Annotated in this window: 14 protein-coding genes; all 14 read right to left on the reverse strand. The window is 67.8% G+C overall.

All coding sequences use genetic code 11. The annotated features are described in order from the left end of the window. Entirely contained in the window at positions 1 to 570 is a 570-nt protein-coding gene (locus KF715_00460; protein MBX3735133.1) for an RNA polymerase subunit sigma, read from the reverse strand. A 73-nt stretch (positions 571 to 643) separates the two neighbouring features. Next, entirely contained in the window at positions 644 to 3,052 is a 2,409-nt protein-coding gene (locus tag KF715_00465; protein ID MBX3735134.1) for an ABC transporter permease, read from the reverse strand. A gap of 65 nt (positions 3,053 to 3,117) precedes the next feature. Beyond that, positions 3,118 to 3,453 carry a hypothetical protein gene (locus KF715_00470; GenBank protein MBX3735135.1) on the reverse strand — a complete coding sequence of 112 codons (336 nt, stop codon included), beginning with the start codon at positions 3,451 to 3,453 and terminating at the stop codon, positions 3,118 to 3,120. Positions 3,454 to 3,460: 7 nt separating this feature from the next. Next, a complete protein-coding gene (locus tag KF715_00475) occupies positions 3,461 to 3,880 on the reverse strand; it encodes a DUF3788 family protein (protein MBX3735136.1) in 420 nt (139 codons plus the stop codon). Positions 3,881 to 3,979: 99 nt separating this feature from the next. Further along, on the reverse strand, positions 3,980 to 6,508 hold the full coding sequence (locus tag KF715_00480) for an ABC transporter permease (protein ID MBX3735137.1): 2,529 nt from the start codon (positions 6,506 to 6,508) through the stop codon (positions 3,980 to 3,982). Positions 6,509 to 6,553: 45 nt separating this feature from the next. Then, complete coding sequence (locus KF715_00485) at positions 6,554 to 8,956, reverse strand: ABC transporter permease (GenBank protein ID MBX3735138.1); 2,403 nt, start codon at positions 8,954 to 8,956, stop codon at positions 6,554 to 6,556. A 30-nt stretch (positions 8,957 to 8,986) separates the two neighbouring features. Continuing rightward, entirely contained in the window at positions 8,987 to 11,410 is a 2,424-nt protein-coding gene (locus tag KF715_00490) for an ABC transporter permease (protein ID MBX3735139.1), read from the reverse strand. Positions 11,411 to 11,774: 364 nt separating this feature from the next. Then, on the reverse strand, positions 11,775 to 12,485 hold the full coding sequence (locus KF715_00495; protein MBX3735140.1) for an ABC transporter ATP-binding protein: 711 nt from the start codon (positions 12,483 to 12,485) through the stop codon (positions 11,775 to 11,777). 238 nt (positions 12,486 to 12,723) lie between these two features. Continuing rightward, on the reverse strand, positions 12,724 to 13,977 hold the full coding sequence (locus KF715_00500) for an HlyD family efflux transporter periplasmic adaptor subunit (GenBank protein MBX3735141.1): 1,254 nt from the start codon (positions 13,975 to 13,977) through the stop codon (positions 12,724 to 12,726). Between the two features lie 200 nt (positions 13,978 to 14,177). Next, positions 14,178 to 14,408, reverse strand: coding sequence for a hypothetical protein (locus KF715_00505; protein ID MBX3735142.1), 231 nt, complete (start codon positions 14,406 to 14,408; stop codon positions 14,178 to 14,180). A 67-nt stretch (positions 14,409 to 14,475) separates the two neighbouring features. Beyond that, positions 14,476 to 15,828, reverse strand: coding sequence for a PAS domain-containing sensor histidine kinase (locus tag KF715_00510; GenBank protein MBX3735143.1), 1,353 nt, complete (start codon positions 15,826 to 15,828; stop codon positions 14,476 to 14,478). A 6-nt stretch (positions 15,829 to 15,834) separates the two neighbouring features. Continuing rightward, positions 15,835 to 16,194 carry a four helix bundle protein gene (locus KF715_00515; protein MBX3735144.1) on the reverse strand — a complete coding sequence of 120 codons (360 nt, stop codon included), beginning with the start codon at positions 16,192 to 16,194 and terminating at the stop codon, positions 15,835 to 15,837. Positions 16,195 to 16,236: 42 nt separating this feature from the next. Beyond that, complete coding sequence (locus KF715_00520; GenBank protein ID MBX3735145.1) at positions 16,237 to 17,604, reverse strand: sigma-54-dependent Fis family transcriptional regulator; 1,368 nt, start codon at positions 17,602 to 17,604, stop codon at positions 16,237 to 16,239. 89 nt (positions 17,605 to 17,693) lie between these two features. After that, entirely contained in the window at positions 17,694 to 17,975 is a 282-nt protein-coding gene (locus KF715_00525; protein MBX3735146.1) for a hypothetical protein, read from the reverse strand. Positions 17,976 to 18,085 lie beyond the last annotated feature (110 nt).

Consider the following 18,085-nt stretch of genomic DNA (forward strand, 5'->3'; position numbering starts at 1 on the left):
TCAGCCGCGGAGTCGGGTGATTTCGTTGAACAGCCAGGCGCGAGCGTAGGCCCAGTCGCGCTTGGCGGTGCGGTGGGAAATTTCGAGAGTATCGGCGGCTTCGTCGAGCGTGAGACCGCCGAAGTATTTCAACTTCACGAGTTCGGCTTTGCGGGCGTCGTGCGCAGTGAGGGCGGTGAGGGCGTCGTTGACGAGGATGAGTTCCGTGTCGTCGGCCGGCGCGGCGAGATCGAAGCCGGTCGAGTCCACGCTGAGCTTGGTCGCGCCGGCACCGCGGCGGGCAGCGTGTTTGCGCCGGGCGCTGTCGATCAGGATGCGCCGCATGCTCTCGGCGGCGGCGGCGAAAAAGTGCCGGCGGTTGGCCCACGTGGGTTGGCGGTCGCCGCCGAGGCGGAGCCAGGCCTCGTGCACGAGCGCGGTGGGTTGCAGCGTGTAGGCGGCGGACTCGCGCGCGAGCTTCGCGGCGGCGAGTTTCCGGAGTTCGTCGTAGACGAGGGCGAGCAGCGCTGCCGGATCGCTCGCGAGGGTGAGGTCGGGAGCGGGCGGAGGCGTGGGGCCGGAATCGGTCACGCCGGCACACTGGCGGGCCGGCGGTCGGGGCAAAACCAAAAAGTGCGCGTGAGACGCGGAAGATTTTTCCGACTCAGTCCGCGCGGAGGGCTTCGACCGGGTTCACACGGGCGGCCCGGCGGGCGGGCAGCCAGCTGGCGAGGGCGGCGGCGAGGGCGAGGAGGGCGGTGGCGACGCCGAGCGTGGCGGGGTCGAAGGGCGAGACTTCGAACAGTTGCGTCTGGAGCGCGCGGCCGGCGGCGAGCGCGCCGGCGAGGCCGATGCCGGCGCCGATCGCGAGCGGGAGCAGGCCTTGCCGGAGCATGAGGCCGACGACGTTGCCGCTCGCGGCGCCGAGCGCCATGCGGACGCCGATCTCGCGGCGGCGGGTGTTCACGCCGTAGGCGACGACGCCGTAGAGGCCGGTGAGCGCGAGCACGAAGGCGAGGACGGAGAAGCCGGTGAGCAGGCGCGATTGGAGCGTCGTGTTCTGGTAGGTGGAGGCGACTTCCTCCTGCATCGTGCTGAGGTTGAAGATCGCGATCTCGGGATCGAGCCGGCCGACGAGTTCGCGGATCTGGCGCTCGAGGAGACGCGGGTTGCCCTCGGTGCGGACGAGGCCGACTTTCTGCTGCCACGCGAATTGCCGGAGCGAGACGTAGGCCTGCGGGCGCGACGGCGGTTCGGCGTAGCCGTAGACTTTCAGGGTCGGCACGATGCCGACGACGGTGAACCAGTTGCGGCTCTCGTCGTCGCTGAAGCCCCAGTGGATGCGTTTGCCGAGCGGATCCTGGCCGGGCCAGAACTTGCGCGCGAAGCCTTCGTCGACGATGGCGACGCTCGGGTCGGTCATGTCCGGCGGGCCGAAGGCGCGGCCTTTCAAGAGCGGCACCTTGAGCGTGGCGAAGTAGTCGTCGCTGACCATGCCCATCTCGGCGAGCGGCAGGTCGTTTTGATCGAGGCGATGCACGCCCTCGACGGCGAAGCTGGATTGCCAGCCGGTGTCGAGCGGCGGGGTCGTGCTGAGGGCGGCGGTCTTCACGCCCGGCAGCGCCTTCAGTTCATCGACCAAGCGCAGGAAGAAATCGCGGCGACGGACTTCGTCGGTGCCGTAGCGGCTGCCCGGGAGTGAGATCTCGAAGGTGAGGGTGGAGGAGGCGTCGAAGCCCAGGTCGGCGCTTTGCATCCGCTCGAGGCTGCGCAGGATCAACCCGCTGACACTGAGCAACACGAGGGTGAGCGCGACCTGGGCTCCGACGAGAATCTGGCGCACGCCGCCGCCCGCGGTGGCGCCGCGTCCGCCGTCGTGCAGCGCGGCGCGGACGTCGGTGCGCGAAATCTTCAACGCGGGCCACAGTCCGGCGAGGGCGCCGGAGACGATCGCGAGCGCGAACGAGAAGCCGAGCACCCAGAAGTTGAGCGCGATGGCTTGGAAGCGGACGTTGTCGGCCGGGATGAGCGAGCGGATGAGTTGCAGCGCGCCGCCGGCGACGAGCAGCGCGAGCACGCCACCCGTGAGGCCCACGAGCAGCGACTCGGTGAGCATCTGACGGATGAGCTGCGCGCGGCTGGCGCCGAGCGCGGCACGGACGGCGTAGTCGCGCTCCTGCTGAATGCCGCGGGTGATGAAGAGGCTCGCGACGTTGGCGCAGGCGATGGCGAGGACGAAGGCGGTCGCCGCGAGCAGCGACCACAGGCCGGCGCGGTAGGTGTCGGTTTGGTTTTCCTCGTAGGTCTGGATGCGCGCGCTGACGCCCGTGAGATTGCCGGGGTAATTGGGACGCAGCCCGACGTAGATGCGCTCCATGTCGGCGGCGGCCTGTTGCAGCGACACGCCGGGCTTCAGGCGGCCGTAGCTGTAGAGTCCGGGATTGTTGCCGCGGGATTGCCAACCGGGCTGTGTGGCGGCGAACGGGAAGATCGGCACCCAGACTTCGGCGAGGCGCGGGAGGCCGAGCGCGGCGGGCGCGATGCCGATCACGGTGCGCTGCACGCCGTCGACCGGAATGGTGGTGCCGAGGAGCGCGGGGTTGCGGCCGAAGCGGCGTTCCCAGAGTTTTTCGGAGATGACGACGACGGGGGCGGCGCCGGGCTTGTCCTCGTCGCGGGTAAAATAGCGGCCCGCCACGGGCGGGAGTTGGGCGACGTCGAAGAGCGAAGCGGAAGCGTAGGCACCGGTGACGTTTTCCGGGAGCTGGCCGGCGCCGGAGAGGTTGAAACGGTCGCGGCGGTGGACGGCGAGGGCGCTGAAGGTCTGCTGCTCGTTCATCCAGTCCTGCACGGTGGGCCAGGAAATCGACATCTCCATCTGCGGGCCCTTTTGCCAGAGCACCACGAGTTGCTCGGCGTGCGGGTAGGGGAACGGCTTGAGGAGGACCGCGTAGAGGACGGAGAAAATCGCCGTGGTGGCGCCGATGCCCAGTGCGAGCGTGAGGATCGTGGCGGCGGTGAAGCCGGGGGACTTGCGCAGCGAGCGCAGGGCGAAGCGGATGACGTGCGGCATGGTCGTGGTCAGATGGGTGCTGACCAAGAGAACCCGCCGGCGCGTTGGCGGTTACCGGGAATCTCTCAGTATTCCGCCGGACCGCCCGCTGGATCGGTCGGCGCGTCGTAGCCGGGCGCGAAAAGGCGCTCGTAGCCGTCGTAGGGCCGCAATTCGTGCAGTTGAAATTCGATCAGGCCGGCGCGCGCGAGCGGCAGCGCGGCGAGATAGGCGCGAGCGCTGGCGAGGCTGGGGCATTCGAGTGTGAGGACGGCGTGGCGTTCGGGATGCGTGAACCAGATTTCGCGGACGACGCCGGCAGATTGGAGGCGCCAGACGGCGGCGGCTTCGTGGCGCAGGAGGTCGGTGTGGTCGGGGCGCGGCAGCGCGGGGATTTCTCTTTCGAGGGCGAGGAAGCGCATGGCGGAATCAGTGAGCGGCTTTGAGGGCGGCGAGTCGGCGCAGAGCCGGGAGCGCGCGCGGAGATTTCACGACGAGGCGGAGAGCGGTGCCTTCGGGATAGCGCAGCGCCGTGGCGAGCGCGGTGCGGACCGTTTGGGGCAGGCGCGCGGCGCGCGCGGAGGCGACCGCGCGGTCGCCGAGGATGAAGGTGACATTGAAGCCGCCGCGGCCCGGCGAGAGCCAGACGATGGTGCGCTGGCCTTGGAGCACGCGCAGCGACCAGCCCCATTTGGGCGAGTGGCATTTCCATTCCTGCGTCGTGGTCAGGCTTTCGCGGGCCAGATGCGTGAGGAAGTCGTTCCAGACCGATTGCGTCGCGCCCAACGCGGCCGAAAGTTCGGTCTTCGTCGGGGCGTGCGGGTGGTGAGTGAAGGCGTTGGTAAGCACGGCAAAGTGCCGAACCAGCGCGGAACAGTTCGGAAACGGGCGAAGCTCTACCGTGTTCCCACACGGATGTCCACGCCGCGCTATCCTCCCGGCGGAGCCTCAGTCGGCGCGCAGCGCTTCGCTGGGGCTCACGCGGGAGGCGCGCCACGCCGGCACCGCCGCTGCGACGAGAGCTGCCAGACCAAGTCCGACCGCGGCGATCGCGTAAGCCGAGGGATCGGTGGGAGTGAGACCGTAGAGCATCTGCCGCAGCAGCTGCGCGACGCCCCACGCGGCGAGTCCGCCCGCCACGACGCCAGCCGCCACCATCGCTCCGGCTTCCCCGATGAATTGACGGAGGATGTGACCAGGCAACGCGCCAAGCGCCATGCGCACGCCGATCTCGCTCGTGCGGCGCGCGATCAGGTAGGACATGAGCCCGTAGAGTCCGACCGACGTGAGCAGCAACGAGAGCGCGCCGAATAACCCGGCCAGCTTGGCGAAGAGTCGTTCCTCGCGGTGCAGCATGTCCACCTGCTGGTCCATCGTGCGCAGGTTGAGCAGCGGGATTTGCGCATCCAGCGCACGCACCGTTGTGCGGATCGACGGCGTCAACGCTTCCGCCGAGCCCGTGTAACGCAGGGTGAAGAAGAGGAAGCCGCCGCCGCGTTGCGCCGCGCTGAGATAGACCGTGGGCGGCACCTCCGAGCGGAGATCGGCGTATTTCGCGTCGCGAGCGACGCCGACGATCTCGAACTCGTTCTTGTCGTCACCGGGATAGTGGAAGCGCAGGCCGAGCGGATGCGCGCCCGCCAGATAGAGGCGCGCGAAGGTTTCGTTGACGATCGCCACTTTGGGGGAGGACGGACCGTCCGCAGCCGTGAAAGCTCGTCCGAGCACGAGCGGCAGCTCGAGCACCGAGAAGAAGTTCGGCGCCACGGCGTTGAAGTGCGCCTCGAGTCCGCTGGCGCCTTGGGGCGGCGTCACGCCGGGGATGAGGACCGAACTCGTCTGCACATAATGCGACAACACCGGCACGCGCGAGAACGTGACTCCGCGCACGCCGGGCAGCGTCGCGAGCCGCTCCTGCGCGCGATCACGGAAATTTCGCGTCTGCGCCTCGTCGAAGCCGGCGGCGGTGAGATTGAAATTGAAAAGGAGGAGGGAGCGCCGGTTGAAGCCGGCGTCGACGCGGTCGAGGTTGCGGAGCGAGCCGAGCAACAGCGTCAGGCAGACGAGCAGCACGAGCGAGAGAGCCAGCTGCGTCGCCATCAGGCCGCGACTGAGACGCGAACGCGCGCCGCGGGCACCGCGACCGCCTTGGAATTCCTGCGTGAGATCGAGCTTCGTGGCGCGCAGCGCGGGCGCGAGACCGAAGGCGGCGGTGGTGAGCAAGGCGGCCAACGCGGTGAACGCGATGACGCGCCAATCGAGCGGCAGTTCGAGGTTCGCTGACTGGGCGCCGAACGGCTGCAAGGCGATCAATGCGCCCCGGGCCAGGCTCGCGAGCGTGAGACCGACAAGCGCCGAGACCGCAGCGAGGACCAGGCTCTCGGCGAGGAGCTGGCGCACGATCCGGGTGCGACTCGCGCCGAGCGCGAGGCGGACGGCAATCTCGCGACGGCGGGAGGCGCCGCGTGCGAGGAGGAGATTGGCCACATTCGCGCAGGCGGCGAGGAGCACGAGGCCGACGAGACCCTGCATGAGACGCAGGGAGTCCTGGTAGCGCTGGCGATAGTCGCGCTCGCCTTGGAAGCCAGGGTCGGCGTGCAGGGTCGGCGCGCCGGGCATCTCACCGCGTCCCTCCGGCGGAGGCGGCGCGGTGCGCCAGCCCTCTTGCGCGGTCGCAACGAAGATCGGTTCCAGTGTGGCGCAGGCTTGTGCGGCAGTTACTCCCGGGGCGAGCCGCCCCATGACGCGGACCCACCAGGTGGAAAGTCGCGAGTGCTCTTCGGCGCTGTCGCGTTCGAAGCGCCCGTGTTGGGCCAAGGGCAGGTAGATGTCGGTATGTTCGCCGACTTGGCTGGTGCCTCCGAAATCGTGCGCAGCCACCCCGATGATGGTGACCGGGACGTTGTTGTAGGTCACGGTGCGGCCAAGCACATCGCCCGAGCCGGCGAAGCGGCGCTGCCAGAATCGATAGGAAATCACGGCGACCGGTTGTGCCGAGACGCGATCATCATCGCGCGCGATCGGTCGGCCGACCTGCATTGCAACTCCGAGCCCCGAGAAATAGTTCCCCGAGACGAGTTGCGCGGTGAGTCCGGTTTCCGGGGCGCCGTCCACGAGAACGAAGCTCTCGGTGGATGGCACGAAGGCGATGACCTCGGAGAGCACTTCGGGGTGAGCGCGGAAGCGCTCGACCATCCCCAGCGAAAAGGAAGTCGTGTAGTAGCGACCGCTGGCGATGTCCGCTCCGCCGAAACCCTCGACGGATTGCGCGAGGCCGCCGCGTTCGCCCTCGACGTTGCGGAAGATGACGAGCTCCTCCGGCGCGCGCACGGGCAGCGGACGCAGGAGGAATTCGTTGACGAGGCTGAATACGGCGGTGTTGGCGCCGATGCCGAGCGCGAGCGACAGGACCGCGATGACGGCGAAGCCGGGACTCTGGCGAAGTTGACGGACGGCGAGGCGCAGGTCGGCGAGCATGACGAAATGAACCGCGCCCGGACGCCGCGGTTACAAGGGATTTTCTTATTCCGCGCGCAGCGCCTCGACGGGATTGATGCGCGTGGCGCGGTGGGCGGGGAGCCAGCTGGCGAAGAGACCGATTGCGAGCAGCACGACCGACACGGCGGCGAGACTGAGCAGGTCGAACGGCGAAACGCCGTAGAGGACGCTGCTCATGAGCTTGCCGAGACCCGCGGCGGCGAGCAGGCCGAGGCCGAGGCCGATGAGCGCGAGTCGCAGGCCTTGGCCGAGCATCAACTGACGCACCGAGCCGGCGGTGGCGCCGAGTGCCATGCGCACGCCGACTTCGCGCGTGCGCTGTGCGACGATGTAGCTGAGCACGCCGTAGAGGCCGATCGCGGAGAGCAGCAGCGCCACGCCGGCGAAGACGGCGAGGAGCCGGAGCATGATGCGCTCGTTGGTGACGGATTGATCGAAAAGTTCGTCCATCGTGCGCAGGGCGAAGACGGGCAGGGTCGGCTCGATTTTCCGCATTGTGGCGCGGATGGCACCGGCGAGGGAGGCCGGGTCCTGCTGCGTGCGCAGCACGAAACTGACGGAGCCGGGCGGCAAGCGGCGGTAGGGAAAATAGATCTGCACGCGCGTGTCTTCGCCGATGCCGTAGTTCTGCACGTGGCCGACGACGCCGATGATGGTGGACCAATTCGGGCCGGTGGGACTGAGGCCGAAGCTGACGCGCTTGCCGATGGGGTCCTGGCCGGCGAAGTGGGTTTCGGCGAACTTGGCGTCGACGATCACGGTGGCGGGTTCGTCGGGCTGCTCGGTGTCGGTGAAGGTGCGTCCGCGCAGCAGGGGGATGCGCATGGTCTCGAAATACGCGGCGCTGGCGGCGTTGTTTTCGGTCGAGGGACGCTTGCCGACGCCGGGGTCGGCCTGGCCTTCGACGAGGTAGAACGTCTGGTTGCCGCCGCCGGAAAGCGGGAGCGGGTTGGTGAGCGCGACGTGCGTGACGCCGGGAAGTTGGCGGAGCTCGGCGAGCGCGCGGTCGAGGAGTTGGGTGCGCTTGGCGCCGTCCTGCCAATCGCGACCGGGCATCACGTAGCCGAAGCTGACGATGCGGTCGGTCTTCAGGCCGAGGTCGGCGCGGTAAAGGTTGTAGATGGTCCGGATCATCAGGCCGGACGCGAAGAGGAGCATGAGCGTCAGCGCGAATTCGCCGGCGACGAGGACGGAGCGCCAGCTGGCGTGCCCGGCGCTGCCGCCGCGGCCGCCGGCGGCGAGGGCTTCGTTGAGATTGACCTTGGTGCCGGAGAGCGCGGGCACGAGGCCGAAGAGGACGGTGGTGCCGACGCCGATCACGACCGACAGGCCGAGGACGGTGAAGTCCATGGCGACTTGCGTGACGAAGGGCGAGTTGGCGGGAATGATCGTCTTGATGCCCTGCATGACGCCGTAGCCGGCGCCGAGCCCGAGAACCGTGCCGGCGAGGCCGAGGAGGAGACTCTCCGTGAGCACGAGGCGGATGAGGCGGCCGCGTCCGGCGCCGAGCGCGGCGCGCACGGCGAACTCCCGCGAACGGACGGCGGCGCGAGCGAGGAGGAGATTGGCGACGTTGGCGCAGGCGATCAGGAGCACGCCGAGGGCGGCGCCGAAGGAAATCCAGACAGCGCCGCGCTGCTGGCCGACGGCGCGCTCGACGAGCGTCTGCATGTTGACGGAGTTGCCGGTGTTGGACTGCGGGTATTGCTGCTCGAGGCGTCGCGCGAGGGCGACCATGTCGGCGCGGGCGGCCTCGAGCGAGAGGCCGGGCTTCAGCCGGCCGATGCAGTAGAGTCCGGGATGGCTGCCGCGGTCGCGCATCGCGTCGGCGTTGAGTCCGAGCGGAGTCCACACGTCGGGGGAGTTGGTGGGAAAGCTGAAGGTGGCGGGCATCACGCCGACGACGGAGTAGATTTCCCCACTGAGGGCGAGCTTCGTGCCGAGCACGTCGGGGCGGGCACCGAGCGAGGTTTGCCAGAAGCGCTCGCTGACGACGGCGACGCGTTCGGCGCCGGGCTTGTCCTCGGCGGCGGAGAACCAGCGTCCGCGGAGCGGCGCGACGCCGAGCGCGGGGAACATCTCGGAGGAGAACATGGCGCCGCTGATGCGCTCGGTTTCGGAAGGGCCGACGTAGTTGAACGACTGGCCGCGGAACGCGCCGAGGTGCGTGAAGCTCTTCTGCTGCTCGCGCCAATCGACGAAGTTCGGATACGAGACCGACATGTTGGGCACCTGCTGCGAGTGTTCGCCGAAGTAGACGAGCTCCTGCACTTGCGGCAGCGGCAGCGGCTTGAAGAGCAGGACGTTCAGGAAACTGAGGACGCCGGAGTTCGCACCGATGCCGAGCGCGAGCGTCACGATGGCGATGAGCGAAAAGACGGGCGCCTTGGCGAGCGAGCGGAGGGCGAATTTCAGGTCGGATATCATGGGAGAAAAGCGGCGGAGCGGGACGGTGGACTACTCGGAACGAAGTGCAACCAGCGGATCGATGCGGCTGGCGCGATGCGCGGGGAGCCAGCAGGCGAAGGCGGCCACGAACACGAGGAAGATCGACACGCCGACGAAGGCCGCCGGGTCGGTGGCGCTGACTTCGTAGAGTTGCGCACCGAGCAGGCGCGTCAGGCCGAGCGCGATGGCGACGCCGATGGCGAGTCCGACCAGAGTGAGGCGCAGGCCCTCGCGCACGACGAGGCCGACGATGGCGACGCGAGAGGCGCCGAGGGCCATGCGGACGCCGATCTCGGCGGTGCGTTGCGCGACCGAGTAGGCGATGACGCCGTAGATGCCGAGGGCGGCCAGCACGAGTGCGAGCGCCGCGAATCCGCCGACCAGGCCGATGACGAGCCGACGGTCGGAGATGGAGTCGGCGGTGAGTTGGTGGAACGAAAGCACCTGATCGACGGGGATGCCGCGATCCAGCGCGTGCACGGCGGCGCGGATTTCGTCGCGCAGGCTCGCGGCAGGGCGGGACGAGCGGAGGACGAGGCTGAAGAAACCGTCGCCCAGTTGCGCGGTGGGATAGTAAAGCGCGTCGCCCGCGACTTGATCGAGTCCGGTGGCGCGGACTTCGCCGACGACGCCGACGATCTCGCGCGGAATGGAGCCGAGGCCGGTGATGAGACGGCGGCCGATCGGATTTTCGCCGTGGGGGAAGAGGCGCTTCGCGGTGGATTCGCTGATGAGGAGGACGTTCGAGCGGTCGGTGCGATCGCGCCAGTCGAAGTCGCGGCCCTGTTTGATCGGGATGCCCATCGTGGCGAAGTAGCCCGGCAGGGTGTTGCTGCGGACGGCGAGCCGGCGCTCGTTGATGGGCGGGAGCGCTTCGCCTTCGAGCGAGAACGGCGAGCGGGTGTTGCCGCCCGCGACGACGGGGAGATTGTTGATGCCGGAGACGGCGGTGACCCCGGGAATCGCGGAGAGACGCTGGACGAGCTGGGCGTAGAACGCGGTCTGCGCGTCCGCGTCGGGATATTGCGCGGGCGAGAGCTGGACGTTGAAGGTGCTGACGCCGGTGGCGTCGAAGCCCGGCGACACACCCTGGAGCCACACGAAACTGCGCAGGAGCAGCGCGGCGCCGATGAGGAGCACGAGCGAAAGCGCCACTTCGCCCACGAAGAGCGCGGAGCGCAGGCGGTTGGCGGCGCGGCCGCCGGTGTTGCCGCGCGTGGCGTCCTTGAGCGTCTCGTTGACGTCGGCGTGCGAGGCCTGCCACGCGGGGAGAAAGCCCATGCCGAGGCCGGTCGCGAGCGAGAGCAGCAGGGCGAAGCCGAGGACGGGGAGATCGACGGAAATTTCCTGCGCGCGCGGAATGAAGTCGGCGGCGATGCGTGCGAGCGAATCGACGCCCCAGACGGCGAGCAGCGAGCCGGCGAGTCCGGCGGCGAGGGCGACGAGCGTGCTTTCGGTGAGGAATTGCGCGACGATGCTGCGTCGCGTGGCGCCGAGCGCGGCGCGGATGGCGATCTCCTTGCGGCGGGCCGCGAGACGGACGAGGAAAAGATTCGCAACGTTGGCGCAGGCGATGAGGAGCACGAAGCCGACGGCGGCGAGGAGCACGAAGAAGACCGGGCGCTGGCCGCCAACGAGGTCGGCTTGCATGGAGCGAGCGAAGATGCCGCCGTTGGCGTCGACTTTCTCCGGGTGTGCGGCGGCGTAGGTGGCGGCGGCGCGCTTCAGTTGGGCGTCGAGCGTCTCGAGCGTCGCGCCGGGTTTGAGGCGTCCATGGACGAGCAGGTAGCCCGAGCCTTGGAGCATGAGTTCGCGTGGCAGGCCCTCGAGCTCGAAGGGTCTCGCGGCGAACACGTCGATGCCGTTGAAGGGAAACCCGAAGCCGTCCGGCAGGATGCCGATGATGGTGTGCGGGACGTTGTTGAGGATGAGTGCCTGGCCGACGGCGTCGGGCGCGCGGTTGAACTGGCGTTGCCAGAGTCCCGCGCTGATCAGGACGACCGGCGCGCCGCCGGTGCGATCTTCCTTAGCGAGGAAATTACGTCCGCGCTGCGGTTGCACGCCGAGGACGGGAAAGAAATTCTGCGTGACGCGGGCGGCGGTGAGCTGGACCGGATCGCCGCCGCCGGTGAGAGTGAAGGCGGTGCCGGCGAGGGCCGAGAGCGACTCGACGGCGTCGAGGTTGTCGCGGAAGTGCTCGTAGCGCGGGTAGGAGAGATTGGCCTGGTCGAGGCCGCGGTCGGCGAACGCGCCCCAGACGCGCACGAGACGCGACGGCTCGGCGAAATTCAGCGGACGCAGGAAGAGCGTGTTGATCGCGGAATAGATCGCGACGTTGGCGCCGATGCCGAGGGCGAGCGTGAGCAGCGCGACGGCGGTGAATCCCGGCGATCTCGCGAGCGAGCGGAGCGCGAGGCGGAGGTTCGTGGTCATGGGTGCGTGGAGCTGCGGGATGCGGCGGACGATCGGTGGGATCGCGCGCGTCTAAAGGAGCGGGAGCTTCCAACTCCCATCGCCCAACAACGGGAGCTGGAAGCTCCCGCTACCCGTTGGTGCGGGCAGACGGGAAAGAACCAATGAAAAAGCGGAGGGCGCCGGGTCGCCTTCGTCCCGAGAGCCCGACCACTGAGAGGGGCCGTTCGGGACGGGGCGAAGATGCGGGGATGGCGCCGCTCCGCTGATTGAGCTAGGGACTGAAAAGAACTGCGGCGTTCCGCGGTTGCCGTGGGGCGGAGACGTGATGGTTTCCGCCACGACCCGCGCCCGGAGGTCGCGGGCTACCGACGATTGGCGGGAATCAGTGCGTCGGATCGGACTCGACCTGCTCCTCGACGACGCGGCCGTCGAAGACGTGGATCGTGCGTTCCGAGTGGCGCGTGAAGCGGGCGTCGTGCGTGACCATCACGATCGTCGAGCCGGCCTTGTGGAGATTGTGGAGGAGTTCCATGACGGCGTCGCCGTTCTTGGAGTCGAGGTTACCGGTCGGTTCGTCGGCGAGGAGGACGGCGGGCGAGCCGGCGAGGGCGCGGGCGACGGCGACGCGCTGCTGTTGACCGCCGGAGAGCTGCGACGGGAGGTGCTTGGCGCGGTGGCCCATGCCGACCTTCTCGAGGGCCTCGGTGACGCGCTGTTTGCGCTCGGCGGCGGGCATGCCGCGGTAGGTGAGCGGGAGCTCGACGTTCTCGTAGACCGTGAGGTCGCCGATGAGGTTGAACGATTGGAAAATGAAGCCGATCTCGCGGTTGCGGATGCGGGCGCGCTCGGGGAGCGTGAGGCCGTGGACGGGGCGGCTGTTGAGGTAATAGGTGCCGTCGGTCGGCGTATCGAGGAGGCCGAGGATGGAGAGGAGCGTCGACTTGCCGCAGCCCGAGGGGCCGGCGATCGAGACGAACTCGCCTTTGAAGATCTCCATGTGAATGCCGGAAAGAGCGTGGGTCTCGACCTCGTCGGTGAGGAAGACTTTGGTGACGCCCTCGAGTTTGATCAGGGATGTATTCTCAGTGGTCATTGGGTAATTGCGCGTGGCAGTGGGAGGGAAACACGCGAAGCGTGCTTGGGGTTACAGAAATTTCAGGCGGAGGCGTCAGCGTCGGTCGCGATGACCAGGCTGAGGAGGCAGAGGACGACGATGGCGGCGAGCATGGCGCTTATTACAGCTGGATCGCCGGGCCCGGCTGCGCCGGGCTCGCGATGACAAGCTGGAAGGAGGTGGACTGGACTGGAGGAGAGCGTCGCACGAGGCGGGATTAGTTCAGGCGGATGCGGTCGTTGGCGTCCCACTGCGACATGTCGGAAAGGATGACGCGGTCGCCGGGTTGGAGGCCGTTGACGATTTCGATGGTGTTGACCGAGCTGCGACCGAGCTGCACCTGGGTGCGGGTGGCGTCGTTGCTGGCGGGATCAAGTTTGAAGATGCCGACCGTGCTGCGTTCCTGGCCGAAGGCGGGACGGCCGACGTAGACGACGTCGTTGAGGCGCTCGAGTTCGATGGTGCCGTCGACCGAGAGGTCGGGGCGGGCGCCGCGCGGGAGTTGACCGTCGAGGCGGACGTCGACAAGCACGGTGCCGTTCTGCACGGCGGGGTCGATGCGCGCGACCTTGCCTTCGACGACGCCGTTGCGGGTGTCGATGGAGGCGAGCTGGCCGATGGCGATGTCCTTGGCTTGGGTTTCGGCGATGCGGACTTCGGCCTTGAGTTTGGCCGGGTCGGCGACGCGGGCGATGTTGGTGCCGGGCTGGACTTGCGCGCCGACTTCGACGGGGAGGGCGGAGAGGACGCCGGTCATGGAAGAGCGGACCTTGAGGGCGTCGAGTTCCTCGGCGCGGAGCTTGGCGAGAGAGCGGAGGCGCTCGACTTCGGCTTCCTGCACGGCGAGCTGCGGCTTGATGGATTCCTTGGCGAAGGCGAAACGTTTTTGCTCGATCGCGTTGGTGTTCGCGGCCTGTGCGGCGGTGGCTTGCGAGAGGCGGAGTTCGAGCTCGGAGACGAGGCCGTCCTTGAAGAGCTGTTCGCGAACCTCGGCCTGGAGCTTGCTCGTTTCGAAGTCGGACTTGGCGCGCGCGGCGGTGGACTCGGATTGGAGCAACTGGGATTCGAGTTGCACGCGGAGGTTGGAGAGCTGGGCCTCGGCGGCGCGGAGCTGGGAGTCGGCGTTGGCGGAGGCGGAGACGACGTCGGGGTTGGTCAGCTCGAGGATGAGCGTGCCGGGTTCAACGACCGCGCCGGGGCGCAGGATGATCTTGTCGACGCGGCCCTGGGTGCGCGCGGCGATCCAGCGGATTTCCTCCGGGACGAGCGTGCCGAGGCCGCGGACTTGGCGGACCATCGGGCCGCGCTTCACGGTGTCGATCCACACGAGATTGCGTTCGACGGTGGGCGCGGCGGGTTTGAGGCGGGCGAGCACGACGGTGATACCGACGAGCACGACAGCGGCGATGATTCCGTAGACGAGGCGCTTCTTGCGCTTCTCTTTGGCGGCGTTGGGGCGGGGAATATCCATTGCGAAATGCGGAAAGTCTGCGGCTCTATCGCACCGCTCGTGCCAAGGAAGCGGTAAGCTTTAAACTATTGGAGGTAAGCAAGAAGAGAGCGACTGGCAAATGAGGGTGCGAGCGCGTCAGAGCGAAGGCGGGATGTGGCCGTCCCGAAAACGGGAAACCCACAGGAACGCAATCGGTTGTCGGACTGCGTGCGGCGGGATTATTTCGCCCGCAAGTTGCCCACGACAAAGGTCCCGATCGCCACCGTGACAAACGCGAGCAGCGACCACGGCAGTGCCGTGACCCACGCTGCGGACGGAGGGTAGCTGGTGATGGGCTGCTGCGTCGCGATCCCGGGTTGATGAGCCAGCAAACGAAAATACTGCCACGTAAACACGACGGCGAAAACGGTGACGCCGGCAATGGCTCCGGCGACGGTGGATTTGGTCATTCGATTCATCGTGGCGGGCAAATTCAGCTGCAACAGGAGCGCTTGTTGGGCCGCGTGGCTGGCGGTTTCAGGCTGGCAGGCGCATTCGCGCGATGCAGCCGGTGGCGTCGGTGCGGTTTTCCAGCGTCAGGGAGCCGCCGTGGTTTTCGGCGATCTGGCGGCAGAGGACGAGGCCGATGCCGGAGCCGGACGGTTTCGTCGTGAAAAACGGGACGAAGAGATTCTGCGAGTTGGCGATGCCGGGACCGTTGTCCTCGACGAAGATTTCGATCGCGCCGGGCAGCGCGCGCCAGCCGGTGCTCACGCAGCAGGTCGGCTCGCCGGGTTGGCCGGCTTCGGGGCGCGCTTCGACGGCGTTTTTGATGAGGTTGATGAAAACCTGCTCTAGCTGCGCGGCGTCGGCGTTGAGGACGATGTCGGGGCCTTCGACGACTGTGACCGGTGTGCGCGTTTCGAGCGAGGCGACGCGGCGGAGCAGCGGGCCGATCTGGACGGGGAGCTTCGTCGGCGGCGGCAGCTTCGCGAGCCGCGCGTAGGACTGCATGAAGCGGTTGAGGCCTTCGGCGCGCGCTTCGATGATTTCGAGGCCGCCGCGCATGTCGTCTTCCCAGTCGGGGGCGCGTTTGTCGCGACGCAACATCGCGCCGAGCGAGCCGGCGATGGATTTGATGGGGGCAAGGGAGTTGTTGAGCTCATGGCCGATGACGCGCACGAGGCGCTGCCAGGCTTTGAGCTCTTCCTCGCGGAGCGGCTGGCTGAGATCGGCGATGACGACGAGCGAGTGGGGCAGACCACCTTCGCGGAACATGGTGCGGCGCATCCCCCAGCGGCCGGCGCCGCCGGGGAAGGTGCGGTTGAGCACGCGCGTGGCGTCACCGGTGAGGCAATCGACCATGTCGAGTTCCTTGGCGTCGCGGCCGAGGATGCGCTCGGCGGGTTGGGCGAGGAGTTCCTGGCCGGACCGGTTGACGAGGCGCAGCGTCTCGTTGCCATCGAAGGCGAAGATGGCGACGTCGATTTCCTCCATGACGGTGCGGAGCAGGGCGGTGGCTTCGAGGGCGCCGAGGCGTTGTTCCTGGAGGACGCCGCCGAGGAGGTTGATTTCGGCCATGACGTCGCCGAGGGGTTCGTCGCGGTTGGCGCCGCGGGCGCGGGTGGAGAAGTCGCCTTCGCGGAGCGCGGTGAGGAGATTGGCCATCGTCTGCAGCGGGCGCATGACGAGCTCGCGCACGGCGAGGGCGTAGCCGAGCCAGAAGCCGACGATGATGAGTCCGAACGTCCACTGCTTCTTCGCGTCCATCTCGGTCTCGCGATCGACCATGAGCCACACGGCGACAAGCACGGCCGGCAGGCCCGAGAGCAGCGTGTAGAGCAGCACGCGGTTCTCGTGGGCGAGGCGACGCTGTTTCACAGCAGGCATCAGCGGTCAGCGATCAGGTTTCAGCTTCCGGGCAAAGGCACCGATCATTTTCTTGAGTTCAGCGACTTCGTTGGCGAGCGGAGCGTGTTCCTTGGCCGGCAGATAATCCAGTGAGGCGGCAAGGAAAAGGAAGTATTCGAGTTCGCTGCCCGAGCCGTGAGCGATATCGAGAAAGCGCTTAAGCTCCGCGTCACTATCCCGGCCACAGCCTTCAGCGATGTTTGCCGGTATCGAGTAGCTGGCGCGCCGGATTTGGCTGGTCAGCGCGAAGAGTTCTTCTTTCGGAAAACGGCGCGAGACGGCGTAGACCGCGAGCGTCAGCTGGTGGCCTCGCTGCCAAATCTGAAGTGTGCGGTAGTCTCTCACGGTGTCGCCAAGGCTGAAAACTGACGGCTGATCGCTGAAAGCTTACAGTCCGTAGCGTTCCAGGCGGCGGTAGAAGGCGCTGCGGCTGAGGCCGAGTTGCTCGGCGGCTTTGCGGGCGTTGCCGTCGCAGCGGGCGAGGGTCTTCTTGATCAGGAAACCTTCGACTTCCTCGAGGCTCATGTCTTCGAGGCGCGGCGCGGCTTGGCCGGCGTTGAGGCCGAGATCGGGTCCGCGGACGACTTTGCCCTGCGTCATCAACACGCCGCGTTCGACGGCGTGGTCGAGCTCGCGGACATTGCCGGGCCAGGCGTAGTCGCGCATCGCCTCGAGCGCGCTGTCGTCGAAGCCGGTGATCGCTTTCCGGTAGCGCTCGACGTGGGCTTTGAGGAAATGTTGCGCAAGCAGCGCGATGTCCTCGCGGCGCTCGCGGAGCGGAGGGAGATGGATGTGAATCGTGTTGAGCCGGAAGAGCAGGTCCTGGCGGAACTTGCCGGCGGCGACCTCGGCGGGGAGATCGGCGTTGGTGGCGGAGATGAGGCGGACGTTGACGCGGTAGGTGCGCGAGGAGCCGACGCGTTCGAGTTCGCCGGTTTCGAGGACGCGCAGGATTTTCGCCTGCTGGCTCATCGGGATGTTGCCGATTTCGTCGAGGAAGAGCGTGCCGCCGTCGGCCAGCTCGAAGCGGCCGGCGCGGTCGGTCTTCGCGTCGGTGAACGCGCCGCGGACGTGGCCGAAGAGTTCGCTCTCGAAGACGCCTTCGGGCAGGCCGCCCATGTTGACCGAGATGAAAGGCTTGCCGGCGCGGACGGAGACGGCGTGCAGCGCCTGCGCGACGACGCCCTTGCCGGTGCCGTTTTCGCCGGTGATGAGGACGTTCGCGTCGGACGGGCCGACGCGCGAAATGACCTCGAGCACCGGGCGCATCGCGGGCGATTGCGCGATGAGGTTCGGGCCGCCCTTGCCGCGGAGAATCTGGTTTTCCTGCTCGAGGCGCTGGTAGGCGCGGACGGCGCTCGCGAGCTCGATCTGGTTCTTGACGATCGCGATCAGGCGCGGGTTGTCCCAGGGCTTCGTGATGAAATCCTTGGCACCGCGGCGCATCGCCTCGACGGCGACCTCGACGCTGGCCCACGCGGTCATCACGACGACGGGCAACGTGGAGTCGGCCTGTTGAAGTTTGGCGAGGAGATCCAGGCCTTCCTGACCGGACGTGGTGTCGCGCGCGTAGTTGAGATCGATGAGGGCGAGCGCGTAGTCGCGCTGTTCGACGGCCTTCATCACTGAGCCGGGAGATTTCGCCGTATCGATAAGATAGCCCTCGGCCTTGAGGAGGAGGCGGAGGGCTTCGAGCACGTCGGGTTGATCGTCCGCAACGAGGATGCGGTGGGGCGCGGGATCGTTGGCTGCCATTTTGCGGTAGTGACTCGCGATGCGCCGCAAGAGTCAATCCGCCTTCGCCGAAGCGGCGGCGGATCGGCGCGATGGGCGGAGTGGCGCGCTCAGGCGGCGATGCGCTCGACGATGGCGGAGCGGCGGCGGATGCCGTAGGCGTTGCTGCGCTGGCCGGCCGGGAGTTCGACGCGCGAGACCGGCGCCTTGATCGTCAGCGGGCGGACGTTGCGCGCGTAGTCGGCGATGGTGATGCCGACGATCGCGGCGCTCGCGGCGGCGGCGAAGATGACTTCGCCGGGGACGGCGGCGAGGAACGCGGCGTTGGAGAGCTTGGCGATCACGGAGCCAGTGGCGGCGGCGGCGAGGATGACGGAGAGCGTGGTCTTCATGGGAGATTCAGTTGGTTGATGCTCCTCCTATCGCACCGCGCGTGCCAACGGGTGGGCCGTGGCGTTAAGCGCTCCGTCTCCAAGCAGATAAACATAGGCGGCGAATTTCT

The organism is Candidatus Didemnitutus sp. (assembly GCA_019634575.1).
Classification (GTDB): domain Bacteria; phylum Verrucomicrobiota; class Verrucomicrobiia; order Opitutales; family Opitutaceae; genus Didemnitutus.

Bases quoted from the DNA above. Each gene is read 5' to 3' on its own strand.
- KF715_00465 (MBX3735134.1), bottom strand. From the start codon at position 3,052: ATGCCGCACGTCATCCGCTTCGCCCTGCGCTCGCTGCGCAAGTCCCCC.
- KF715_00470 (MBX3735135.1), bottom strand. From the start codon at position 3,453: ATGCGCTTCCTCGCCCTCGAAAGAGAAATCCCCGCGCTGCCGCGCCCC.
- KF715_00480 (MBX3735137.1), bottom strand. From the start codon at position 6,508: ATGCTCGCCGACCTGCGCCTCGCCGTCCGTCAACTTCGCCAGAGTCCC.
- KF715_00485 (MBX3735138.1), bottom strand. From the start codon at position 8,956: ATGATATCCGACCTGAAATTCGCCCTCCGCTCGCTCGCCAAGGCGCCC.
- KF715_00490 (MBX3735139.1), bottom strand. From the start codon at position 11,410: ATGACCACGAACCTCCGCCTCGCGCTCCGCTCGCTCGCGAGATCGCCG.
- KF715_00495 (MBX3735140.1), bottom strand. From the start codon at position 12,485: ATGACCACTGAGAATACATCCCTGATCAAACTCGAGGGCGTCACCAAA.
- KF715_00500 (MBX3735141.1), bottom strand. From the start codon at position 13,977: ATGGATATTCCCCGCCCCAACGCCGCCAAAGAGAAGCGCAAGAAGCGC.
- KF715_00505 (MBX3735142.1), bottom strand. From the start codon at position 14,408: ATGACCAAATCCACCGTCGCCGGAGCCATTGCCGGCGTCACCGTTTTC.
- KF715_00510 (MBX3735143.1), bottom strand. From the start codon at position 15,828: ATGCCTGCTGTGAAACAGCGTCGCCTCGCCCACGAGAACCGCGTGCTG.
- KF715_00520 (MBX3735145.1), bottom strand. From the start codon at position 17,604: ATGGCAGCCAACGATCCCGCGCCCCACCGCATCCTCGTTGCGGACGAT.
- KF715_00525 (MBX3735146.1), bottom strand. From the start codon at position 17,975: ATGAAGACCACGCTCTCCGTCATCCTCGCCGCCGCCGCCACTGGCTCC.